At 74.3% G+C, this 17528-nt stretch carries 16 protein-coding genes and 1 pseudogene; 7 read left to right on the top strand and 10 right to left on the bottom strand.

Annotated elements, in window-relative coordinates; translation table 11 throughout:
* Positions 1 to 73 precede the first annotated feature (73 nt).
* Positions 74 to 982, top strand: coding sequence for a pseudouridine-5'-phosphate glycosidase (locus AC02VZ_RS03455; protein WP_476474475.1), 909 nt, complete (start codon positions 74 to 76; stop codon positions 980 to 982).
* Positions 979 to 1980, top strand: coding sequence for a carbohydrate kinase family protein (locus AC02VZ_RS03450; RefSeq protein WP_476474474.1), 1002 nt, complete (start codon positions 979 to 981; stop codon positions 1978 to 1980). Before AC02VZ_RS03455 ends, AC02VZ_RS03450 begins: the two co-directional genes overlap by 4 nt.
* A gap of 184 nt (positions 1981 to 2164) precedes the next feature.
* Here AC02VZ_RS03450 and AC02VZ_RS03445 read toward each other — a convergent pair whose 3' ends face one another.
* From AC02VZ_RS03445 to AC02VZ_RS03435, 3 genes are all read right to left on the bottom strand, one after another.
* Entirely contained in the window at positions 2165 to 2962 is a 798-nt protein-coding gene (locus AC02VZ_RS03445) for a methyltransferase domain-containing protein (protein WP_432054001.1), read from the bottom strand.
* 318 nt (positions 2963 to 3280) lie between these two features.
* Entirely contained in the window at positions 3281 to 3700 is a 420-nt protein-coding gene (locus AC02VZ_RS03440; protein WP_362088951.1) for a CBS domain-containing protein, read from the bottom strand.
* 235 nt (positions 3701 to 3935) lie between these two features.
* Positions 3936 to 4568, bottom strand: coding sequence for a nucleoside/nucleotide kinase family protein (locus tag AC02VZ_RS03435; protein WP_476474473.1), 633 nt, complete (start codon positions 4566 to 4568; stop codon positions 3936 to 3938).
* A 458-nt stretch (positions 4569 to 5026) separates the two neighbouring features.
* Here AC02VZ_RS03435 and AC02VZ_RS03430 point away from each other — a divergent pair, with 458 nt between their 5' ends.
* Together AC02VZ_RS03430 and AC02VZ_RS03425 are read left to right on the top strand one after the other, a co-directional pair.
* Entirely contained in the window at positions 5027 to 5506 is a 480-nt protein-coding gene (locus AC02VZ_RS03430) for an anthrone oxygenase family protein (protein ID WP_476474472.1), read from the top strand.
* Positions 5507 to 5724: 218 nt separating this feature from the next.
* The gene (locus tag AC02VZ_RS03425) at positions 5725 to 7215 is read left to right on the top strand and encodes a glutamate synthase subunit beta (protein ID WP_476474471.1); all 1491 of its coding nucleotides are present in this window, start codon (positions 5725 to 5727) and stop codon (positions 7213 to 7215) included.
* Between the two features lie 291 nt (positions 7216 to 7506).
* On the opposite strand, the gene AC02VZ_RS03420 is transcribed toward AC02VZ_RS03425, so the two are convergent.
* The 3 genes from AC02VZ_RS03420 to AC02VZ_RS03410 all read right to left on the bottom strand — a co-directional run bounded on the left by AC02VZ_RS03420 (position 7507) and on the right by AC02VZ_RS03410 (position 9747).
* Positions 7507 to 8310, bottom strand: a complete 804-nt coding sequence (locus AC02VZ_RS03420; RefSeq protein WP_476474470.1) for an SAM-dependent methyltransferase — start codon at positions 8308 to 8310, stop codon at positions 7507 to 7509.
* A 300-nt stretch (positions 8311 to 8610) separates the two neighbouring features.
* Positions 8611 to 8886, bottom strand: a complete 276-nt coding sequence (locus AC02VZ_RS03415; protein WP_362088956.1) for a DUF397 domain-containing protein — start codon at positions 8884 to 8886, stop codon at positions 8611 to 8613.
* The gene (locus AC02VZ_RS03410) at positions 8887 to 9747 is read right to left on the bottom strand and encodes a helix-turn-helix domain-containing protein (protein ID WP_432054006.1); all 861 of its coding nucleotides are present in this window, start codon (positions 9745 to 9747) and stop codon (positions 8887 to 8889) included.
* 203 nt (positions 9748 to 9950) lie between these two features.
* Here AC02VZ_RS03410 and AC02VZ_RS03405 point away from each other — a divergent pair.
* From AC02VZ_RS03405 to AC02VZ_RS03395, 3 genes and pseudogenes are all read left to right on the top strand, one after another.
* Positions 9951 to 10598: pseudogene (locus tag AC02VZ_RS03405) on the top strand (ATP-binding protein); the annotation flags it as partial.
* 182 nt (positions 10599 to 10780) lie between these two features.
* On the top strand, positions 10781 to 11209 hold the full coding sequence (locus AC02VZ_RS03400) for a hypothetical protein (RefSeq protein ID WP_437030807.1): 429 nt from the start codon (positions 10781 to 10783) through the stop codon (positions 11207 to 11209).
* 812 nt (positions 11210 to 12021) lie between these two features.
* Positions 12022 to 14184 (top strand): ABC transporter ATP-binding protein, encoded by a 2163-nt coding sequence (locus AC02VZ_RS03395; protein WP_476474541.1) that lies wholly within the window; start codon positions 12022 to 12024, stop codon positions 14182 to 14184.
* 205 nt (positions 14185 to 14389) lie between these two features.
* Here AC02VZ_RS03395 and AC02VZ_RS03390 read toward each other — a convergent pair whose 3' ends face one another.
* The 4 genes from AC02VZ_RS03390 to AC02VZ_RS03375 all read right to left on the bottom strand — a co-directional run bounded on the left by AC02VZ_RS03390 (position 14390) and on the right by AC02VZ_RS03375 (position 17471).
* Positions 14390 to 14575, bottom strand: a complete 186-nt coding sequence (locus AC02VZ_RS03390) for a hypothetical protein (RefSeq protein ID WP_432054008.1) — start codon at positions 14573 to 14575, stop codon at positions 14390 to 14392.
* 156 nt (positions 14576 to 14731) lie between these two features.
* The gene (locus AC02VZ_RS03385; protein ID WP_476474469.1) at positions 14732 to 15433 is read right to left on the bottom strand and encodes a DUF899 domain-containing protein; all 702 of its coding nucleotides are present in this window, start codon (positions 15431 to 15433) and stop codon (positions 14732 to 14734) included.
* Positions 15434 to 15617: 184 nt separating this feature from the next.
* Positions 15618 to 16388, bottom strand: coding sequence for a nucleotidyltransferase domain-containing protein (locus AC02VZ_RS03380; protein WP_476474468.1), 771 nt, complete (start codon positions 16386 to 16388; stop codon positions 15618 to 15620).
* A 48-nt stretch (positions 16389 to 16436) separates the two neighbouring features.
* The gene (locus AC02VZ_RS03375; protein WP_476474467.1) at positions 16437 to 17471 is read right to left on the bottom strand and encodes an alpha/beta fold hydrolase; all 1035 of its coding nucleotides are present in this window, start codon (positions 17469 to 17471) and stop codon (positions 16437 to 16439) included.
* Positions 17472 to 17528 lie beyond the last annotated feature (57 nt).

The raw sequence follows: 17528 nt of genomic DNA, 5'->3' as shown, positions 1-17528 counted from the left end.
GACGTGCAAGGGGTTTGCCCGGGCGCGCGGGTCGCCAGGGATGAGGAAGGAGCGGCTGACGGGAGGCGGACACGTGGTGCTGAGGGTGTCGGAAGAGGTGCGGGAGGCGCTCGCCGCTGACCGGCCCGTGGTGGCGCTGGAGTCCACGATCATCGCGCACGGGCTGCCACGGCCCCGGAACCTCCGGGTGGCCCTGGAGCTGGAAGCGGTCGTGCGGGAGGAGGGCGCCGTGCCCGCGACGATCGCGGTGCTGGACGGCGTGCCCCGGGTCGGCCTGGACGAGGAGCAGCTGGAACGGGTCGCCAACGAGGACGGGATACGCAAGCTGGGCCACCGCGACCTGCCGCTCGCGGTCGCGACGGGGACGAGCGGTGCCACCACCGTCTCGGCCACCGCCCTGCTGGCGGAACGGGCGGGCGTCCGGGTGTTCGCGACGGGCGGCCTGGGCGGGGTGCACCGGGAGTGGACGGTGACCCAGGACGAGTCGGCCGACCTGGGGCTGCTGGCCCGGACGCGGATCACGGTGGTCTGCGCGGGCGTCAAGTCGATCCTCGACGTGCCGGCGACGTTGCAGCGCCTGGAGACCCTGGGCGTGGCGGTGGCCGGGTACGGCACGGACCGGTTCCCCGGCTTCTACCTGTCCGACTCGGGTCACCCCGTGGACTGGCGGCTGGACTCCCCCGGGCAGGTGGCCGACGTCATGCGGGCCCAGGACGCGCTCGGCGGCCCCCCGTCGGCGCTGATCGTGGCCAACCCCGTGCCCGAGGACCAGCAGCTGGACCCCGCGGTGCACGCGCGGGTGCTCGACGAGGCGCTGCGCGCGTGCGCGGAGGCGGGCGTCACCGGCCAGGGCGTCACGCCGTTCCTGCTGGACCATCTCGTCCGGCACACCGACGGCGCCTCCCTGGCCGCCAACCTGGCGGCGGTGCGGGGCAACGTGCGGCTGGCGGCCCGCGTCGCGGCGGCGCGGGCCGGGGCGTGAGCGGGGCTCCCGGGCGTAGGGAGGAGCGCACGGAAGGGCGTACGGAAGGGCGGCCCGCGGGTGGGGGCGGGCTGCTGGTCGTCGGTGACGTCGTCACGGACGTGGTCGCCCGGCACCGTGGACCCCTCGCCTCCGGGACGGACACGGTGGCGGCGATCCGCCGGCTGCCCGGCGGCGCCGGGGCCAACGTGGCGTGCTGGGCCGCCCGGGCGGGCGGTGTGACGGTGCGGCTGCTCGGACGGGTGGGCGCCGACTCGGCGGACTGGCACGCGCGGGAACTCGCCGTGCACGGGGTGAGCCCGCTGCTGGTCGTCGACGACACGGCCCCCACCGGGACGGTGATCTGTCTCGTCGACGGGGAGGCCGGAGGCGAGCGGACCTTCCTGACGGACAGCGGGGCGTCCCTGCGGCTGGGGCCCGGCGACTGGTCCGAGGCGCTGCTGGACGGCGTGGCCCGGCTGCACCTGTCGGGCTACCTGCTGTTCTCCGACCCGGGCCGGGCCTTCGTTGCGGCGGCTCTCGCGTCAGCCCGGGCGCGTGGTGTGCCGGTGAGCGTGGACCCGGCGTCGGCGGGCTTCCTCGCCGACCTGGGCGCGGAACGGTTCCTGTCCCTCGTCGCCGGGGTGGACGTGCTGCTGCCCAGCCGGGACGAGGCCTGCCTGCTCACCGGCCTGCCGGACGCGGCCGACGCGGCGGCGGCACTGAGCCGGGACGTCCCGCTGGTCGTGCTGAAGCAGGGTGCGCACGGAGCACTGCTGGCCCGTTCCGGCGAGGTGTGCGCCCGGGTCCCCGCCGTCGCGGCCCCCGCACGGGACACCACGGGCGCGGGTGACGCCTTCACCGGTGCCTTCCTCGCGGCCCTGCTCAGGGGGGCCGACGTTTTGGACGGCGTCCGGCAGGGGTGCCGCGCGGGAGCGCACGCGGTGCAGGTGGTGGGCGGCCGCCCACCCCGGCCCCCGGAGGGCGGGACACCGCCGGCTCCCGGTACGCGCGCGTGACCCGAGCCCTGGTGCGTCCGCGTGGCCGACGGTTTCGGGGCGTCCGCGTGACCGATGGTTGGTTGTGGGTCCGCGTGACCGAGGGCTGGTTGTGCGTCGCCTTGAGATGGGGCGGGGCGAGGCGGGGTCTCGGGGGTGGCAGCAACGTCGGGAACGTTGGGTGATCCGTCCGGACCCGGCGCGGTCAGCCCTTGCGGCCCCAGGCCGTGATCAGCGGGGCGGTGGACAGGTCCAGGGTCCCCTCGGCCACGTTCGCCAGGTGGCGGTCGATGTCCTGGGCGGTGGCGATGCCGGCTCCGACGAGGCCGTCGCGCGCCAGTCGCATGGTCGCCGACTCCAGTGCGGCACAGGCCGGTTCGGCGAGCGGGAAGTAGGCGTCGGCCCGTACTCCGCCGAGGCCCGCCTCCCGCAGCAGCCGCGGGAGCCTGCGACCGTGGGCGAGGTCCGACCCCCGGTCGGCGAGGAGGCGGCGCAGGCCCTGGCGCAACCGGTTGGCGAGCTGCTGCTCGGGGCCGTGCTCGTCCGGGCACAGCAGGGGTTGCAGGGCGGGGTCGGTGTCCTCGACGATCAGACGCCCACCGGGTCGCAGCACGCGGACCATGAGACGGAGAATGCGGCCCTGGTCCGCCGCGCCGATGAACGGGAGCCGGGCGTGCACCAGGTCGAAGCCGCCCTCCACCGGAGGTTCCTCGGTACCGATGTCGTGGGCCCGCACCTCCACCGGCGGCCGGGCGGCCGAGGCCAGACGGGCCGGTTGGGTGGTCGTGGCGAGCACCCGGCCGGTGGGGCCCACCCGCCTGGCCAGCCACGACACCACGGATCCACCGGACGGGCCGACCTCCCAGCAGCGCCAGCCGGGGCCGACACCGACCGCCTCGAAGTGGCGGAAGGTGGTGGGGTCGAAGAGTGCGGCGAAGGCGTCGAGGTGTTCGGCCGCCTCGTCCGGCCGGTGGTCGAGCAGGTTCCCGTCGGATCGCATCATGCCGCGATCATCCCATTTGCGCGGCATGTTCCCGGTAGTGGACGCGGCGCACGCCCAGCGGACACCCGGTGGCCGGAGGGCCGCTCCGGTGCGGCGAGCCGACGGAACGGTGCGGCGAGCCCGACGGAGCGGTGCGGCGAGCCGACGGAACGGTGCGGTGGAGCCGGGGAAACGGTCCGGTGCGGCGAGCTGACAGCGACGGCCCGGTGCGCGGAGCCGACCGACGGAACGCCGAGCGGAGGGCAGGCCGGGGGGGGTCCGCGGCCGAGGGGCCCCGGCACTCCGTCGGGCCCGGCCCCGGTCTCCCGGGGGCTTCGTTCAGCGGCGGGCGTAGACCTGCTCGGCCCAGGTGGCGATCTGGTCGTCGGTCAGGTGCTGGGCGAGGTCGGCCTCGCTGATCATGCCGACCAAGCGCTTGTCCCGGATGACGGGCAGCCGGCGGATCCGGTGCTCCTGCATCTCCTGGAGGACCTCGCCTACATCGGCGTCCGCGTCGATCCAGCGGGGTGTGCCCTTGGCCATCTCCCCCGCGGTCACCCGGGACGGATCACGGCCCATGGCGACGCAGCCGACGACGATGTCGCGGTCGGTGAGGATGCCGCACAGCCGTTCGTTCTCGTCGCTGATCGGCAGTGCCCCGACGTTCAGTTCGCGCATCAACTGGGCCGCGCGGTCGAGGGTTTCGTGGGCGGGGATCCACTGGGCGCCGCGGTGCATGATGTCTCCGGCGGTGGTCATGAAGTACCTCCCGGTGCCGGACGGCCGGCGCGGCGCGGGGGCGCGCCGCGAGTCCCGACGCCCTTCATTCTGGTCGCGCGCTGCCCCGCCCGCATGCGGAGGCACCGGTCCGACGGGACGCCGTGCGGAGCTGCGGCTGGGCGCCTCGTGCCGGGTGCCGTGCGGCAGACCGGGCGTTCCGGCTCGGCCGCGACACGCCGGGTGCAGGGCGGTGCCGTGACGCGGACCGTAGGGCTCAGCCGCGCCAGGCCGGGCGGCGCGGGTCGTCGGCCCGGACCAGGACGTCGGCGGTGCCGGCGGGGTCGGTCTCCCGGGCGTAGCGCTCGAAGGCGGGGAGGGTCCAGTGTTCGGCCTCGGGGGTGCGACGGCGCAGGGCGCCCGGGGACAACTGGAGGTGGACGCCGAGGTCGAAGGGGAACCAGTGGCGCAGCAGGAAGGGCCCGTGCAGCAGGAGGATGCCGCCGGGCGGGAGGGACACGGCGGGGCTGCGGGTGGCCCGGTCGGTGACCGGGTCCCGCAGGTCGGGCAGGACCCGCCCGCTGCCGCCCGGATCGAGCGGGCCGAAGACCTCGCGCCACAGGGCCCCGGTGTCGTACCAGCCGTCGTAGTAGGTGTCGACGTCCTGATGGCCGTGCTCCAGCCGGACCGAGGCGGGACGCAGGAAACCCTCGGTCCCCACGACGAGCGAGGGGCGCCCTCGCAGCCGCAGGGCGTCAGCGATGTCCGCGGCGAGTTCTCCGGGGCGGGCGGCCGGGGCGCCGTCCAGGGCCACCCGCGGCCAGGGGCTGTCGTCGGCCGTCCGCAGATCCAGCAGACGGTCGGCGAGGCGGTCGCGGAGCCGGTCCCAGGTGATCGCTTCCAGTCGCACTCGGCCATGATGCGTCAGCGTTCGGGAGGGGCACGAATCCTGCCGAGCGCCCTCGACCGCACCCTCCTTCGCCCTGTCCTCGCCTTCACCCGCCCCTGTCCTGCCCGCACCGGCCCTCTCCCTGTCCTCGCCCCCGCCGGCCCTCTCCGGCCCTCTCCGGCCTGCGATCCGAGGCTCGGACGGCCGCGGACCCGCCGGGCGCCGTCACCGTGCCGGCCGTCGGCGCGGTCCCCTGCCGCAGGTCGCCCCCCGGGGAACCGCACGCCGCTGCCTCCGTCGCCCCGGAGAACCGCACGCCGCGTCCGCCTGCGCCGACCTTGGGCGGGCGGTCGGCGTGGACGATCGCGCATGCGCCTGCGCCGTCCGGCCATGGGCGGCGCCCGGGCGGGCCGGTTCACTGGAGGTGACGGCAGGCCGGGAGGGCGGCGCGCCCCCGCCGACGAGAAGGAGACGACGACGTGATCGAGGGACCGTACTTCGTGCTGACGGTGCTGGGGGCGCTGGGCACCGCCCTGGTGGCCGGGGTCTTCTTCGCCTTCTCGGCCTTCGTGATGAAAGGACTGACCGCCCTGCCGGCTGCGCAGGGGGTGGCCGCGATGCGGGCGGTCAACGTGGCCGCGGTGACGAAGGCGTTCATGCTGCTGTTCCTCGGCTCGGCGGTGCTGTCTGCGGTGATCGCCGTCGCGACGGTGGTGGTGTGGCCGCGGGACGGCGCCACGGAACTGCTGGTGGGCAGCGTGCTGCACCTCGGCGGCTCGTTCGGGGTGACGGCGGCGGCGAACGTGCCGCGCAACGAGGCGTTGGCCCGGCTCGACCCGGGGACCCCCGAGGCGGCCGCGTACTGGCCCGCCTACGTGCGGGAGTGGACCCGGTGGAACCACGTCCGCACGGCCGCCTCCGCCGGGGCCGCCCTGGCGTACGTACTGGCCCTCGCCTGAGGCGCCGACCGGTCGGGAGCGAGGATTCAAGGAACCGAGGAATCGAGGAACCGAACAGTCGAGGAGTCGAGGAGTCGAGGAAGGAGGAAAGGTGGCCCCCGGCGCAGGTCGGGTGGGTCCGGCGGCGCCCTGCGGTGGGACGAACCGGGACGTATCGTGGCCGGAAGAGTGCCGCCCGACGCCGTACGGCCTGCCCCGCCCACGCAAGGAACACGGCCATGGCCGATCCCAAGGGTTTCCTCACCACTCCCCGCCGGGAATGGCCGCGCAGGCCTGTCGAGGAGCGCGTCCACGACTGGGACGAGGTCCACGTACCCGGCTCGCTGCTGCCGTTGATCGCACCGCAGGCCGACCGTTGCATGGACTGCGGCGTTCCGTTCTGTCACGAGGCATGCCCGTTGGGCAACCTGATCCCCGAGTGGAACGACCTGGTCTCCCGCGAGGACTGGCGGGCGGCGGCGGACCGGCTGCACGCGACCAACAACTTCCCCGAGTTCACCGGCCGGTTGTGCCCGGCGCCCTGCGAGGCGGGATGCGTGCTCGCCATCAACCAGCCGGCGGTCACGATCAAGAACGTCGAGTGCGCCGTCGCCGACCGGGCCTTCGAGGAGGGGTTCGCCCCGCCCGCTCCTCCGGACCGTCTGTCGGGACGGACGGTGGCGGTGATCGGCTCGGGCCCCACCGGACTGGCGGCCGCCCAGCAGCTGACCCGGGCCGGGCACACGGTCGCCGTGTACGAGCGGGACGACCGGATCGGTGGGCTCATGCGCTACGGCATCCCCGCGTTCAAGATGGAGAAGCGGCACCTGGAACGGCGCATCGCGCAGATGCGTTCCGAGGGGACGAAGTTCCGCACCGGCACAGCGGTCGGCCGCGACCTGGACGCCGCCGCACTGCGGAGCCGCTACGACGCCGTGGTGATCGCCACCGGGGCGACGGCCTGGCGGGAACTGTCCGTCCCCGGACGCGAACTGACGGGCATTCACCAGGCGATGGAGTACCTGCCGTTGGCGAACCGGGTGTGCGAGGGCGACCTGGAGGTGTCCCCGCTGTCGGCTGCCGGGCGCCACGTCGTCATCGTCGGCGGCGGGGACACCGGCGCGGACTGCCTGGGCACCGCGTTGCGGGAGGGAGCGGCGTCGGTGACCCAGCTGGACATCTACGGCCGGCCCGGTGAGGAGCGGGACGAGGCCACCGAGCCCTGGCCCACCTACCCGAAGGTCTACCGGCTGTCCGCGGCCCACGAGGAGGCCCGCGACCTGGGGAGTGCTCCCGTGGCGGACGCCGACGCGCGGTTGTTCGCGGCGTCCACCCTGCGCTTCTCCGGTGACGCGGACGGGCGGGTGCGGTGGGCGCACCTGGTCGGCGTGGACGCGGTTCGTCGCCCCGTGGCCGGTACCGACCGGGCTCTCCCCGCCGACCTGGTCCTGCTCGCCCTGGGGTTCTCCGGGCCGGACCGGAGCGACGGTCTGCTCGCCCGGCTCGGTGTGGACGTGGAGCCGCGGGGCACGATCGCCCGGGACGCGGACTTCGCGACCAACGTGCCCGGGGTGTTCGCGGCCGGGGACGCCGCGCGCGGGCAGTCGCTGATCGTGTGGGCGATCGCGGAGGGCCGGGCGGTCGCGGCGGCCGTCGACCGCCACCTCACCGGGGGCACCTCCCGCCTCCCGGCGCCGATCGGGCCGTACGACCGGCCGATGACGGCGTGAGGGCGTGAGAACGTGAGGCCCCCGGCCCCGGTGACCGGGCGCGCCGCGCCCCGGACGTGCCGCGCCCCGAACCTGCCGTGACCCGCACGCGCCTCGCCCCGGACGCGCCGTGACCCGGACGTGCCGCGGCCCGCGCGAGCATGTGACCCGCGTGCACGCCGCTCGGACGTGCCACCGGGCGTGCCGCTCGGCGGGCCGCTCGGGCGTGCGGCTGATCGGATCGCCCGTGGGCCCGCGCGGAGCACGTGCGCCCGCACCGCGTCCCCGCGGGCCACGCGTGCCCGGACGGGGTCAGGGCTTGCGCCCCACCGCCCCGTAGCCGGGGATGACACCGTCGTCCTGGCCGGCCACCGGCTCCCCCAGTTCGGGGTGCCACTCGTGGGGGACCCGGACGCCGGGTTCCACCAGTTCGAGTCCGTCGAAGAAGCGGGTGAACTCCTCCCGGGAGCGCAGGGCCAGGGTGACGCCCGCGGCCTTGAGCTGGTCGGTGGCGGCCTTCGACTCCTCGGGGGTGAAGTCCGCCGTCGCGTGGGAGACGACCAGGTGGCTGCCGGAGGGCAGTTCGGCCACCAGCCGGGCGACCAGGTCGTGCGCGCCGTCCTCGTCGGGGACGAAGTGCAGCAGCGCGATCAGCGACAGGGCGACAGGTTCGGTGAAGTCGAGGATCTTGCGGGCGGCCTCCAGGATCGCCTCGGGTTCGCGCACGTCCGCCTGGAGGTACTCCGTCACGCCCTCGTCCGTCCCCCTCAGCAGCGCCTCGGCGTGCGCCAGCACGATGGGGTCGTTGTCGCAGTACACGACCCGCGCGTCGGGGGCGACGCGCTGGGCGATCTGATGGAGGTTCGGCTCGGTGGGGATGCCGGTGCCGACGTCGAGGAACTGGCGTATGCCCCTGTCGGCCAGCCACCGGGTGGCCCGGTGCATGAAGGCGCGGTTGACCCGCGCCATCACCGGCACCCTCGGGTCGAGGGCGAGCATCTGCCGGCCCATGGCCTCGTCGACGGGGTAGTTGTCCTTCCCGCCCAGGTACCAGTCGTACATGCGGGCCGGGTGCGGCTTGCTGGTGTCGATGCCGACGGGGGGTCGTCCGGTCATGAGGCACTCCGTAAAGGGCTGCGGGGGTCGGTGATCAATGCGGTCGGCTCAGTCAACTCAGTCGCCTCCGGTGCCGGCGTGGGGCCGGCCGTGCGGGAAGGGGACGGTCCACCGGAGGCGACGCATCGGCGTCCGGTGGAGCGTGGCGGTTCGGTTCGGGACGGACGAAGTCGGGGACAGGTCGGGCCGGGTCGGGCCGGATCGGAGGCCGGTGCGGAACGAGCGGGTGCGGGAACGGTGCGGCGCAATAGAAGGCACGGACGCGCGGGAACGGTGCGGCGGGCTGGACCCATGTCGGTCTCAGGCCACCAGGAAGTCCGCCTCTCCCGCCTTCGCGCCCTCGATGAAGGCCGTCATCTCGGCGGTGGTGTAGATGAGGGCGGGTCCGTCCGGGTCGGTGGACTGCCGGACGGCGATCCGGCCGTCGTCGAGCTTCATGGCCTCCAGGCAGTTGCCCCCGTTGCCTCCGCTCCACGGCTTGTGCCAGCCCTCGCTGCCGAGTTCCCGGGCGGGCATGCCGTTGTAGATGTGCCGGCCCGCGACGCGCGGCTGGGGCAGGGTTTTGACGGAATTCATTCAGAGCTCCTTGCGGAGATCCCTGAGGATCTCCTTCGTGCGATGTGCGCCGGCGGCCTGTGCCGCCATGCGGTCCATGACCTCGAGGTGAGTCGCCACCTCGCTGCGGGCGTCCAGGTAGACGGCGCCGGTCAGGTACTCGCTGTAGACCATGTCCGGAAGTTCGGGCATGGCGAACCGGAAGATGACGAAGGGCCCGTACGTGCCCGGGTGCGGGCCGCCCGCGAACGGGGCGACCTGCAGGGTCACGTGGGGCAGGTGGGCGACGTCGAGCAGCCGGTCGATCTGGGCCCGCATCACCTCGGCCCCGCCGACCGGGCGGAGGAGGGCGGTCTCGTCCATGACGAACCAGAGCCGGGGGGCGTCCTCACGGGTGAGCAGGTCCTGCCGCTGCATGCGCAGGTCGACGTGGCGTTCGATGTCCTCGGGCCGGGTCTGGCCGATGGCGCCCGAGCGCAGGACGCCGCGGGCGTAGCCCTCCGTCTGCAGCAGCCCGGGGACGAAGTGGGGCTCGTAGCCACGGATGAGGGAGGCGGCCCCCTCCAGGCTGACGTACATCGAGAACCAGCCGGGCAGGATGTCGTGGAAGCGCTGCCACCAGCCGGGGCGGTTGGCGTCCTCGGCGAGACGCACGAAGGCGTCGGCCTCCTCGTCGGAGACGCCGTACGCCTTGAGCAGGAGCTGGAGGTACGGGATCTTGAGGGCGACCTCGGCCGTCTCCATGCGGCGGACGGTGGCCGGGGCGACGCGGAGGATGCGGGCCGCCTCCTCGCGCTTGAGCCCCGCGCGCTCCCGCAGGTCCAGCAGACGCCTGCCGAGAACGACCTGCCCGACCGTCGGCGCGGACCGCGGTTCGCTCACGCTCCACCTCCACGACAAAGGATTCCTGACAGCCCGGCGGCGCCATGCGAAGACGCGTTCGAACGGCATATTCGTTCGAAACTCCGTTCGAACGAATTGCGCCGTCGACGGTCCCAACTGGCGCCGCGCGAGGTGCTGTTGCGAGCAGTGTGCCACGCCCGTCCAGACCGTCACACAGCACTCTGCAATTTTCAGAGTGACACTTGCCAAGTGTTCCCGGCGGGGCGATAGTGGCAAGCGTGATTCCGTCCGTGCCCTTAGGAGCAGACGCCGCCGCGGGCCCCGTCGCTCTCGGTGCCGCGCCGGAAGCCACCCCTCCGGGGGTCGCTGCCGAGCGCCGGTTCCGCTTCGAGTTGGCCGCCCACCCTGGTTCCCCCGCCCAGGCCAGACGCCTGACGAGGGCCCGGCTGGACGGCTGGTCGGTGTGCGAGGACACCTGCGACACCGCGGCCCTGGTCGTCTCCGAACTGGTCACCAATGCCATCGTGCACACCGCGAGCAGCCGTGTCGTCTGCGAGCTGCACGACGGTGACGACCTGCTGCGCATCGCCGTGCAGGACGAGGGCTGCGCCCCGGGCAAACCCCGGGCCGCCACCCGGCAGGGGTCGGACGAGGAACACGGGCGGGGCCTGCTGCTCGTCGAGGCTCTCTGCCGCTCCTGGGGCGCCCACGAGCACGGGCTCGGGCTGCTCGTGTGGGCCGATCTGCCCCGCGGGTCCCGCGCGCCGCGCGACTCCGGCGAACCCCGCGGCGACCTCGGCTGGGGCGCGCGCCCCAAGCCGGCGCCGACCGAGGGACCGGACGACGCCGGAACGGAGTCCGGATCCGAGTCCGGAACCGAGGGCGGAACCGAGGGCGAGGACGACGGCACCCGTACGGGTCACACGGACGCCACCGGCGCCCGCTCGGCGAACCGCGCGGAGCACCGCTCGGAGGCCGACGGCCCCCGTGCGGCGAGCCGCGCGCACTCCTCCGGGCCCCTGGCCCACCAGGGCGTGCCGCACAGTCGGCGACACCGGGGAGGCGAACCGGCGTGACGGGTGCTCCGGTCCTGACCCTGGACTCGCTGGTCCGCCTGCGACGTGCCCTGCCGACGGCCCCCGGGACCCCCCGGCGGCTGCCCGTACCGGACGGGATGACGGCCCCGATGGGCTGCGACGCGGTCGCGGTACCGGCCCGTTTCGGGCCGATGGTGATGCCCCGGCTGCCCCGGGTGGGGTGCGTCTACGCCGATGAGACGCACTGGTGGTGGCTGGTCCCGTCCGACTCGGACTACGCGCTGGAGTGGCCGGCCCCCGCCCGCTACGCCACCGGCGCGCTCCTCCCCGGCGCCCCGGACCTGCCCGGACTGATCCACCGCCCGGACGGCACCCTCCCGTACACCCCGCCGATACCCCTCTACCTGGCGGTGTGCCGCCTGACCGGCACGACGCCCACCTGGTCCCGGCCGATCAGCGCCTGAGGCCCCTCCCGCCGGACCCGGATCCCACCGGGCCGGGGCAGGGGCCTGTGCCGCCCACCCCGGGCGTACGCGGGACACTGCCGGCGGCTCCGGGGGTTCCGGGGGTTCCCGGCCGTTCCCGCCGGTTTCCTGCCGTTCCCGCCGGTTTCCTGCCGCTCCCGCCGGTTTCCTGCTGCGCCTGGCCGCCTCGGTGTGCGGCCACGGCAGCGCGCCGTACGCGTCGCGCCCCTTCCCGTACGCGTCGCGCCCCTCCCGCGACCACGACACCCGCCCGCACCCGCTGCACCCCACGGCATCCCCGTGCCCACCCGTGCCCACCCGCAGCCTGCCCCGCGCATGCCACCCGGTCTGCACTCCGTGCGCCCGTGACGCCCGGCCCGCTCCCCCTGCACCCGTGACGCTCGGCCCGCAGCCGTGACACGCGTCCACGCGCCCCCGCCCCTGTGGCGGCGTGCGGGCCGGTGCTGCGCGCCAGGTCCACCTCCGTTCGCCTCCGCAGCCCCGTCCCGTGCGGTCGCGCGCCCGCGCGCATCGTCCGCCCTGGTCCACGCCCTGCCCCCGCGGTTCCCGCACCGGAAGAGTGGCCGTTCGTCCGGAAGGGGCGTCGGGAGCGAGGGAGGTCGTCGGTGGGAACCGCAGGGGAGCCGGGGGGCGTGGGAGAGCCCGGCCGCACGGGCCGGCCGAGGCCGGCCGCGGGCCAGCGGCAGCGGAAGGGCCGAGGAGCCGGGGCGCGCACCGGCCCGCCCGGACCCGACTCCGCTCCCCTGTCCGACTCGGAGCGGCTGCTCTTCGGCGGCCCCCTGCGGTACGACATGGGCTGGAACCAGCATCGCGGTGCCTTCCTCCAGCTGTCCTTCCGCGCCATGATCACCCGGCTGCCCGCGCTGCTCGCGTCCAGCTTCCGCCTGGCCGTGCAGGCGGACCGGCGGGCCGCCCGCACCGTGCTGGCCGCCGAGGTGGCCCGGGGGCTGGCCCAAGCGGTGAGCCTGCTCGCGGTCAACAGCGCGCTGGGCCGGCTGCTGGGCGACGGACCGATCGAGGACCGGCTGCGGTCCGCCGCACCGGCCCTGGTCACGGTCGCCGCCGTCATGCTGGTCGCGGCGCTGCTGCGGGCGGCGAGCACCTACGCCACCGGACGCCTGGAGCCGAAGGTCGAGCGGGTGGCGACCGAGCTGTACCTGGAGCGGGCGGCGGCGGTGGAGCTGGCGGCGATCGAGGACCACGCCTTTCACAAACTGCTGGACACCGCCCAGTACGGGGCCAGTTCCGCCCGGCGGATGATCATGTACGGGGCCCGGGTCGTCAACGCGGGGATCTCGCTGACCGCGGCGGCCGGTGTGCTCACGGTGCTGCATCCCGCGCTGCTCCCGCTGCTCGTGACGATGACCGTGCCGAGCGCCTGGAGCGCGCTGACGAACGCGCGCCGCCGCTACACCTCCTTCCACACCTGGGTGCAGCACGCCCGGGCCGGCCACCTGATCAGCGAACTGCTGACGGAGCCGCAGGCCGCGCCGGAGATCCGGGTGCACGGAGTGGGACCGTTCCTGCTGCGCCACTTCCGCACCATGTCGGAGACCGCGGAGGCGGAGCAGGCCCGGCTGGCCCGGCTGGCGGCCCGTACGGGCCTGATCGCCGCGGGCTGGACCGGCCTGGCGACGGTCGCGACGTACGCCACCCTCGGCGGGCTGCTGCTGGCCGGCGCGATGGCCCTGTCGGTGGCGGGTACCGCGGTGATCGCCATCCGGACCGGCTCCGCCAGCCTGGACACCCTGGTCCTGGAGGTGAACCAGCTGCACGAGGAGGCCCTGTTCGTCGGCGACCTCCAGCGCCTCTACGTCGAGGCGGCCGAGCGGGCGATCCCCGTGGGCGGCCTCCCGCTGCCGGACCAGCCCCGCGAGGTCCGGTTCGAGAACGTCACCTTCCGCTATCCCGGCGACGCCACCCGTCCCGCGCTGGAGGACCTGTCGCTGACCCTCCCGCTGGGAAAGATCGTGGCCCTGGTCGGGGAGAACGGCTCCGGCAAGACGACCCTGGTCAAGCTGCTCGCCGGGCTGTACACGCCGGAACGCGGACGGATCATGTGGGACGACGTGGACGCGGCGGACGTGGACCGGCGCCGACTCGCCGAGCAGGTGGCGATGCTGGCGCAGGACTTCGAGCGCTGGCCCTTCACCGCCCGTGTCAACATCGCCATCGGCCGCCCCTCCGCGCCCCTGACCGACGACCGGCTGGCCGCCGCGGTCGCGGAGGCCGGGGCAGAGGAGGTGGTCGGGGACCTGCCGCGCGGCCTCGACACGCTGCTGGCCCGCCACTTCAGCGGCGGGCACGAGCTGTCCGGCGGGCAGTGGCAACGGCTCGGGATCGCCCGGGCGGCGTACCGGCGCGGGAGCATCCTGATCGTGGACGAACCGACGGCCGCTCTGGACGCCCGGGCCGAACTGGAGGTCTTCGACCGGATACGCGCCCTGGCCGGCCGGGGCCAGACGGTCGTCCTGATCACCCACCGACTGGCTTCCGTGCGCCACGCGGACCTGGTGCACGTCCTGGACCGCGGCCGACTGGTGGAATCCGGCCCGCCCGACGAGCTGCTGGCGGCGGGCGGACTGTACGCACAGCTCTACGCCCTCCAGGCGGAGCAGTTCGCCGGGACGCCCACACCGTCCGAGCCTCCGGGCACGCCGTCGGGCGCCCCGGGGTCGCCGTCCGGTCCTCCGAGCTCACCGTCCGGAGGTCCGGGTTCGCCGTCCGGCACCCCGGGCTCGGCTGCTGACGCCTCGCACCAGGACACTGCCACGGCCACCGCCACCCCTCCGGCGGGGCCGACCGCCCCGCCCGACCCCTCGCCGCCCCCGGCCACCTCACCTGCCGCGACCGTCTCAGCGACCTCTGCCGACGCCGCTCCCACCGCCGCCCCTGCCCCGGTCGCCCCGGTGCTGGGGCCACGGCGGGCCGGGGGGACGGACACGGGGGCGTGAGAGGCGCCGGCGGGGACAGGACCTGACAGTGCCGACAGCGCCGGCGGCGACAGGAACCGACTGGGAAACGGACTGTGAAACCGGAGCAGCCAGGAGTGCGGGCCTGTCCGGAGGCTCCCTGTCCGGAGGCTCAAGGTGTCGGCGTGTGCGCGTGCCCCGAAGGACACGGAGCGGGGTGGGGTGAGGTGGGGCGAGCGGAGCGGGCTCACGCCGCGGCATCACCACTGCCGCCGCCGCTCCGCACGATCACCAGGAACATGTCGGTAGCGAGGTCCATGACAACTTCGGCGGGCAGTCCCTCAAGGCGTCGCGCCTGCGCGAACTCCTCCGCGGGCCATGACCCCCGCGGCCCACCTGCGGGAAAGCGTTCGAGCACTGTTCGCCCGTTCACCCTGCCACCTCCATGTCGCGCTGTACTCGTAGAGTTAAACGCCAACCATGGGGCGGATGCCTCGTCCGGTGACGGTACTGAGACGTAGTTGACACCCGTTCACCGCCACGTGTGAGCCCGGTCTCAGCTTTTCGGAGTATCGGGTCACCTTCCGTATCAGTCGTCGTACTCGTCGTGATAACGGACCGCCTCACTTCCCGCAGGCGCACCGTAGGCCGACGCACGCCCCTTCGGCTCCTCCCACGGTTCCTGCCGGCCGAGCGCGGTGAGGTCCAGCAGGCTGGTGGTCGATCCGAGGCCGTCCAGGCCGCGCTCGTAGGTCGAGTAGGTGTGGAAGATGCGGTCGCCGTCCCGCAGGAAACAGCTCAGTCCCGGCCGGTCGACGCGTTCGCCGTGGTGCTCGCGGGTCGCCTCGAAGTCCTCGTTGAAGTCCGGGCCGCCCGGGGAGGACAGGGCCGAGTACCAGGGCACCGTCCAGCCCATCCGGGCCTTGAACGGCAGGATCCTGGTGAACGGGGCGCGGGAGACGGCGACGAAGGTGGTGTCGCGGGCCTTCAGGTGGGCGGTGTGACCGATCTGGTCGAGGAACGCGGAGCAGCTGCGGCACCCGGCTTCCCACTCCGGGGCGAACATGAAGTGCTGGACGATGAGCTGGCGTCGGCCCTCGAAGAGGTCGAGCAGCACGGCCTTCCCGTCGCCGCCCTCGAAGAGGTACTCCGCGTCGATCTCGACCATGGGCAGCCGGCGCCGCTCGGCGCTGAGCGCGTCCCTGGCGCGGGTGAGGGCCTTCTCCTCGACGAACAGTTCCTCACGCGCCGCGCACCAGGCGGCACGCGAGACGATCTCCGGAAGCGACATGGTTCCTCCTGTGCGACGGTCCCGTTGCGGAAGGTGACCGCCGGAACCGCGACAACTCATCGCTCGGACCCGAAGATTTTCCGCCGCTCCGCCGCTCCGTCGATCCGTTGCTCCGTTGCTCTGCTGCTCCGTTGCTCTGCGGCTCCGCTGCCCCACCCGGGAGGAGCCGCGCGGGACCTCCGTGTCAGCGCGGTGCGGACGCGAACAACGCCTCGGCCGCCGCGACGGCGGCGACGAGCGACTCGGGCCGGCTGCGCATTCCGGCCAGGATGCCGTCCACCTCCCTCAGTCCGGCACGGTCGAGCAGCCGCTTCTCGTTGGTCACCCACTCCCCGCGCTCGGCCAGGACCGCGTGCCCGGTCTGCACGGCCGCGGTCGCCACGGCCCCGGCGACCTCCGTCAGCCGGCCCCGGGGTGCGTGGTGTGCGGCGGCGTGGGCGAGCGTCGCGGCGCCCGTACCGCGCCAGTGCTCGGGAGCGGTACGGCGCAAGGCCGCCGGGTAGCCGGAGGGACGGGGCAGTGTGCCGCGGAGTGTCACGTTGAGCGCGAGTTCGGCGACCAGCAGGTAGGTCGGGATCCCGGCCAGGTGGAACATCAGCGGCTCGACGCGGAAGCGGCCCTCCCGCGCCTCCGCCCACGCGTGCTCGACGACGTCGAGGTCGCGGTAGTGGACGTCGACCCGGCGGCCCGCGACGGTCAGCCACGCACCGCCGTTGAAGACGCCGCCGCCCCAGCCGCCGATCCCGGACACCTCGCCCTCCCAGCCGACGGCCCGCAGGTCGTCCGGGTCGAAGGCGCCCCGGTAGTACACCGCCAGGTCCCAGTCGCTGTCCGGCCGTTCGGTGCCCTGCGCACGGGAACCGCCCAGGGCGACGGCGGTGACGCCGGGCAGCGCGGCGAGCCGGTCGGCGATGTGGTCGAGGAACTCCCGGTCCGGGAGGGGGGACGGCGGCACGGCAGGGCTCCTCAGGGTCGGCAGGCGTCAGTCGGCGGACGGCAGGCGTCAGTGGTCGGCGTAGGCGTCCGTCGCGGCGACCAGGGCCTTGTCCCCGGCCGGTCCGGCATCGTGGCCGCCCTCGTCCACGATCACCAGGTCGCTGTCGGGCCAGGCGTGGTGCAGCCGCCACACGATGCCGAGCAGGTTGCCGAAGTCGAGACTTCCCTGGACGACGGTCCCAGGGATGCCCCTCAGCAGGTGCGCGTCCCGCAGGACGACGCCCTCACCGGCGCCCCTGCGGGGGCCCTCGTCGCGGCGCGCGTCGGGGCGGTCGCCGGGGCCGGCGTCGGGGCGGTCGTCGGCGCCTTCGTCACCGAGGAAGTGGTCGTTGGCCCAGTAGTGGGTGACGGTGCGGGCGAAGCCCTGACGGAAGTCCGGGTCCTCGAACCGCTCGACCGAGCGCGGCGGCGCCGGGATCGTCGCCGTCTCCCAGTCGGTCCAGGCCCGCGCGGCCCGGTGCCGCACCTGTGGATCCGGCGACTCCAGCAGCCTGTTGTAGGCGGCGGCCAGGTTGCCGTCCTGCTCGTCGGCGGGCAGACCGGCGAGGAACCGTTCGAAGGCGTCCGGGAAGAACCTGCCCAACCCCCGGGTCAGCAGGTCCACTTCGGCGCGGGAGCCCGTGGCGACCGCGGTCAGCACCAGTTCCGACACGACCCCCGGGTGGGTCTGGGCGTACCGCAGACCGAGCACGGATCCCCACGAGGCCCCCCACACCAGCCATCGTTCGATCCCCAGGTGGGTGCGCAGGCGCTCCAGGTCGGCCAACAGATGGGCCGTCGTGTTCACGCTCATGTCGGTGGCCGGATCGCTCGCCGGGGGCGTGGACCGTCCGGCGCCGCGCTGGTCCAGCAGCACGATGCGGTACCGCGCGGGATCGAAGTAGCGCCGCGCCCGTGGACCGGTGCCGCTGCCCGGCCCTCCGTGCAGGACCACCGCGGGCTTGCCCCGGGGGTTGCCGCAGGTCGCCCAGTGGACGCGGTTGCCGTCACCGACGTCGAGCATGCCGTGGTCGTACGGTTCGATCTCCGGGTAAAGGATCACCGCGACACCGTAGCGGGTGGTGAGGGGCGGGTTCAGCCCCTTTTCGAGTGGGCTCGG

Source organism: Streptomyces sp. 3-6 (assembly GCF_056323165.1).
The sequence above is the reverse complement of the archived record's forward strand: the minus strand, read 5'-3'. Positions and strand labels throughout refer to the sequence as shown.